Raw genomic sequence first — 5,187 nt, 5'->3', positions numbered from 1 at the left:
TTTTGACAGCGGTGGTAATACGTCTTTGGCAAAAAAAGGGGAAACATTGGCCGATTCCGTTCAAGTTATTTCCTCTTATGTTGATGCTTTTGTCATGCGTCACCCACAAGAAGGCGCCGCTCGCCTTGCTTCTGAGTTTTCCAATGGCACGCCCGTGATTAATGCGGGTGATGGTGCGAACCAGCACCCCACTCAAACCTTACTGGATTTATTTAGTATTTCAGAAACACAAGGTCGATTAGATGACCTCAATGTTGCTTTTGTCGGTGATTTAAAATACGGCCGCACGGTTCATTCGTTAACACAAGCGTTAGCCAAATTCTCCAACGTCCGCTTTTTCTTCGTCGCACCAGACGCACTGGCAATGCCGGATTATATCTGTGAAGAACTGGACGAAGCGAACATTCAGTACAGCCTTCATACCGACATGGAAACCGTCATCCCTGAACTGGATATTTTGTATATGACACGTGTACAAAAAGAGCGTTTTGATGAATCAGAATACGCACACATTAAATCGGCGTACATTCTAACCGCGAGTATGCTTGAGGGGGCACGTGAGAACTTAAAAGTACTACACCCACTGCCACGCGTGGATGAGATCACGACCGATGTTGATAAAACGCCACACGCTTATTATTTTGAGCAAGCTGAAAATGGTGTTTATGCGCGCGAAGCTTTGTTGGCACTTGTTCTTAATCCTTCCATATCCAACTCAAACCTGTCATAGAGGAAATTATTATGTCTAAAGAAACTCAATTGCAGGTTGAAGCAATTAAAAACGGCACTGTTATTGACCATATTCCGGCACAGATTGGCATTAAAGTATTGCGACTGTTCGATATGCATAACTCCAATCAACGTGTCACGATTGGTCTTAACCTTCCCTCATCAGCGCTAGGTGCTAAAGACTTACTCAAAATTGAAAATGTCTTTATCGACGAAGATCAAGCAAGCAAATTAGCACTTTACGCACCACACGCTACCGTCAATCAAATTGAAGAATATCAAGTTGCTAAAAAATTGGTGCTAGAGCTACCTAAACAGGTCAACGATGTCTTTAATTGCCCAAACAGCAATTGCATTACCCACAATGAACCCGTTGAAAGCAGCTTTAGTGTTATTGAGAAAAATGCCGATATCCGCCTTAAATGCAAATACTGCGAAAAAGTGTTCTCTAGAGAAGTGGTGACGGAAAGATAAATAAACACGACTAGCTTAAAGCGAATAACGGCAATACACCACGTTCATTTCTATTCGCAATAGGTCGTATTAATCCCTTGTCATGCGCCACTTCTCGTGGACGATTGATAAGGGATTTTTTCTTTACGTCATCTAAAATTCACGGCACACTGAGTGCTCATCTTCCCCTCTACTGACGGAATAAATAACATGACAAAAGTTCTTCATACTGACTCTGCTCCTGCAGCCATTGGCCCATATATTCAAGGTGTAGACCTAGGTAATATGGTGTTAACTTCAGGCCAAATCCCAGTTAACCCAGTAACAGGTGAAGTCTCTAGTGAAATTACAGAGCAGGCTCGTCAGTCTCTTGAAAATGTTAAAGCGGTTGTCGAGGCTTCAGGCCTTACCGTGAGTGATATTGTGAAAATGACCGTTTTCGTTAAAGATCTTAACGATTTTGGCGCAGTAAACGAGGTGTACGGAAAGTTCTTTGATGAACATAATGTCGCTCACTACCCAGCTCGTTCATGCGTTGAAGTGGCTCGTCTACCAAAAGATGTGGGCATCGAAATTGAAGCGATTGCGGTTCGCAAATAGTACGTTCAATGGTTATGAAATGACAAAGGCGAGCACGATTTTATATAGAATGCTCGCCTTCGTTTTATCTAGAGTGTGAAACGGTTTACTTAAAGCCTTTAACCTTTTTTATCAGGTCATAAGCGTTTTGAATTTCCTGTGATTTTTCTTTCGCGACATTCATCATCTCAGGAGGGAGACCTTTCGCCATCAATTTATCAGGGTGATGTTCATTCATCAGCTTTCGATAAGCGCGTTTTATCTCTTTCGACTCGGAACTGTCACTAATACCAAGCACATCATAGGCCGCCGCCAACTGATCCACTTGATTTGCTTGCTGCCAACCACCCGATTGTTGATGACCTCCTTGATGGGAGCCACCACCATGTTGAAAACGAAACGCCGCTTCTTGCATTCGGAGGCGCTGCTCTAATTGTGCCGAAGAGAATCCTAAACCTTTCGCTATCTTGTGTAATACATTTCGCTCGCTCGGATGGAGATCGCCATCAGCAAACGCAGCGGAGATTTGAAGCTCCAGGAAGAACTGCAATAAATCAAAACGACCTGCGGCGGATATTTTCACTCGCTCTAACACACTGTCCAATGGAAAGTCGGCTTCTTTTCCGTCTCTAAACGCGTCTTGAGCTGAACGTCTCTGCTCACCATGCAGGTTCATGCGCTCCATCATGGTCGTTGCAAGTTGAATCTCTTGCGCTGTCACTTGACCTTTCGCTTTCGCAACATGCCCCATCACCGCGAAAGCCGCCTTAAAGAATTCACCTTGGCGCTCAGCTTGGCTTGGCCCAGAACCAAATGCCCCTCCTCTAAAACCCGCTTGATTTAAACGGCGCGCCTTATCAAATTGATGGCCGATGAACAGTCCCAAAAATAAACCGAACGCCCCGCCAAATAGGAAGCCAAAAAAAGCGCCCAGAATTTTGCCAAAAATATGCATTATGTGCTCTCAATCTCTGAATTTTTTTGCCACAAAGTGGTCTGATAGTGCCGTAAGCATTAAATTCCTTTATGATAGGAGCCGTATTCTAAAATTCGGGTTCCAATCACCGGATAAATCAAGTTCAACAGGACAGTAAAACTCGATGCCATTTTTTCCTCGCACTTTAATAGCCGCTTCCATCAGTACCGCCTTTCTCGTTCCTCAGACTAGTGCTGAGACGGTATTAGACGAAGATGCGCTCGAAATGCCTGCTTTCGGACAATGCCAAATATTAGACCCTATTGACCAATGCTTGGTCAATCTACCTGATGCAGAAAATCCAAATGAGCTACCGATTGATGTAGAAGCCAACGCGCTAGAAGCTCTAAATAACAACAAATCGGTATACAAAGGCGACGTTGTTGTGACTCAGGGTAAAAAGCGCCTGACCGCAGATGAAGTCACTTTGCATCAAAAAGATAATATTGTCGTGGCAAACGGGAATGTTCACTTTAGTGATGGGGAAATTAAGACAATTTCGGATACTGCCACCAATGATCTCACGACTGATGAGCTCACCGCAGAGAATACTCAGTATCAGTTTTTATGCGAACCTGGTCGTGGAGAGGCGGTCTTTATCGCCAAAACCGGTAAAGCCGTCTATGAAATAGAAGATGGCAGTATTACCTCTTGCCCTGAAGGGGATAAATCGTGGCGAATGCGCGCCTCGAGTATCGATATCGATCAGAACGAAGAAGAAGCCACCTTCTACAACCCTCGTTTTGAGATTCAAAACGTTCCCGTGTTCTATCTACCATTCTTAACTGTGCCGATTGGTGACACCCGTAAAACCGGCTTTTTGTACCCAACCGTAGGGTATGGGTCCAGTGATGGTTTTGAGATGGATGTGCCAATTTATTGGAATTTAGCCCCCAATTATGATCTCGAGACCACGATCAAATATATGCAAGAGCGAGGCACACAACTCAATAGTGAGTTTCGTTACTTGTCAGATTTAGGTTACGGCACTATTAAATCTGAGTACTTACCTGACGACAAAAAATACACCGACTACGGCGATCGTTGGGGCTTCCAATATCAACATAGCGGGATTTTTCAACAAGCGTGGAAATTTGATATCGACTTCTCTAAAGTCAGTGATATTGCCTATTTTAGCCACGTTTCGTCAGACATAGGCAATCGAGAAGATGGACAACTACTCCAGGAAGGCCAAGCCACTTATCGTAGTGATTCTTGGGATACCTCAGTGTTAGTCCGTGATTTCCAAGTTCTCACCACCAGCGGAAATTTACCTTATCGGTTAATGCCTCAGGTCGAGTTTAATTACTACGCACCAGAGCTAATGAAGCATTTAGATTTTGATTTAATCAGCCATATTTCACGATTTGAAACCGACGCTGATAATCAACCATCAGCAATGCGTGTTCATATTGAACCTGGTTTGACTGTCCCGCTTGCCAATACCTGGGGTACCTGGACAACCGAAGCAAGATTACTCGGAACCTACTACCAACAGGATCTGACAGACGTGCTTAATTCTGACTTAGAAGAGAGTGTTTCTCGTTTAATACCCGAGTTTCGTACTCATGCCGGTGTTGTTCTAGAGCGTGACACTATTATCTTAGACAGCTATACACAGACATTAGAACCTCAAGTTCAATATCTCTATGTGCCAGAAGAAGATCAAAGTGCTATCGGCAACTACGATACCACGTTGCTGCAAACCGATTACTACGGACTGTTTCGTAGTAGAAAATACAGCGGTGTGGATAAAATTGCCGCAGCGAATCAGTTTAGCTACGGCGCATCATCTCGCTTTTTCGATGACGCCTATAAAGAACGTTTGAATATCTCATTTGGTCAGATTTTTTACCTTGATAAAGACACCAAAAATTCTTCGCTAAGTAATCCAACGAGTAGCTCTCAACCCACCAATTATTCAGCGTGGGCGGTTGAAATGGACTTTAACTACGATGATTACCTCTTTTATCACGGTGGTATTCAATACGATATTGATTCAAGTACCGTGCAGCTGGGTAACAGCACACTGGAGTACCGCTTTGCCGGGGGATACATTCAAACCAACTACCGTTATGTCACCAAAGAATACTTAGAAGAGACTGTCGATTTCAATATTGATTCCATCACTAAAGAGGGCATTTCTCAAGCCGGCTTGCTTGGTGGCTATCAAATAAGCAGCAAATGGAACGCCAGTGCACAATATTTTTATGACCTCACCACGGAAGAAAACCTAGAGTGGCTTGCGACACTCAGTTATCGCGATGACTGCTGGTACATAGGCTTTACCTACAGTAACCAAATCATTAGCTGGAACGGTGATTTTGTTAATGACCCAAGTGCCACCCCTGTTTATGAAAAAAACCTGGGTATCAACTTTGGTATCATCGGGTTTGGTACTACGATTGGCTCCGATTCAAGTGCAGCAGGAGCCAGATCGGAAGAGCGGT

5 protein-coding genes are annotated in these 5,187 nt (G+C 43.9%); 4 read left to right on the top strand and 1 reads right to left on the bottom strand.

Annotated features, from left to right (window positions below):
- The 3 genes from pyrB to ACP45E_RS15750 form a co-directional block, all read left to right on the top strand.
- On the top strand, positions 1-730 hold a 730-nt coding region (gene pyrB, locus ACP45E_RS15760; RefSeq protein WP_069585219.1), incomplete at its 5' end, for an aspartate carbamoyltransferase.
- Between the two features lie 11 nt (positions 731-741).
- A complete protein-coding gene (pyrI, locus tag ACP45E_RS15755) occupies positions 742-1,203 on the top strand; it encodes an aspartate carbamoyltransferase regulatory subunit (RefSeq protein ID WP_017034488.1) in 462 nt (153 codons plus the stop codon).
- 189 nt (positions 1,204-1,392) lie between these two features.
- Positions 1,393-1,782, top strand: coding sequence for a RidA family protein (locus ACP45E_RS15750; protein WP_017034489.1), 390 nt, complete (start codon positions 1,393-1,395; stop codon positions 1,780-1,782).
- An 85-nt stretch (positions 1,783-1,867) separates the two neighbouring features.
- On the opposite strand, the gene djlA is transcribed toward ACP45E_RS15750, so the two are convergent.
- Positions 1,868-2,716, bottom strand: coding sequence for a co-chaperone DjlA (djlA, locus tag ACP45E_RS15745; protein ID WP_017038760.1), 849 nt, complete (start codon positions 2,714-2,716; stop codon positions 1,868-1,870).
- A 145-nt stretch (positions 2,717-2,861) separates the two neighbouring features.
- On the opposite strand from djlA, the gene lptD reads away from it, so the two are divergent.
- Positions 2,862-5,187: LPS assembly protein LptD (gene lptD / locus ACP45E_RS15740; RefSeq protein WP_069585218.1), on the top strand; the 2,326-nt coding region annotated here is incomplete at its 3' end.

The organism is Vibrio genomosp. F10 str. 9ZD137, assembly GCF_049974785.1.
GTDB lineage: Bacteria > Pseudomonadota > Gammaproteobacteria > Enterobacterales > Vibrionaceae > Vibrio.
The sequence above is the reverse complement of the archived record's forward strand: the minus strand, read 5'-3'. Positions and strand labels throughout refer to the sequence as shown.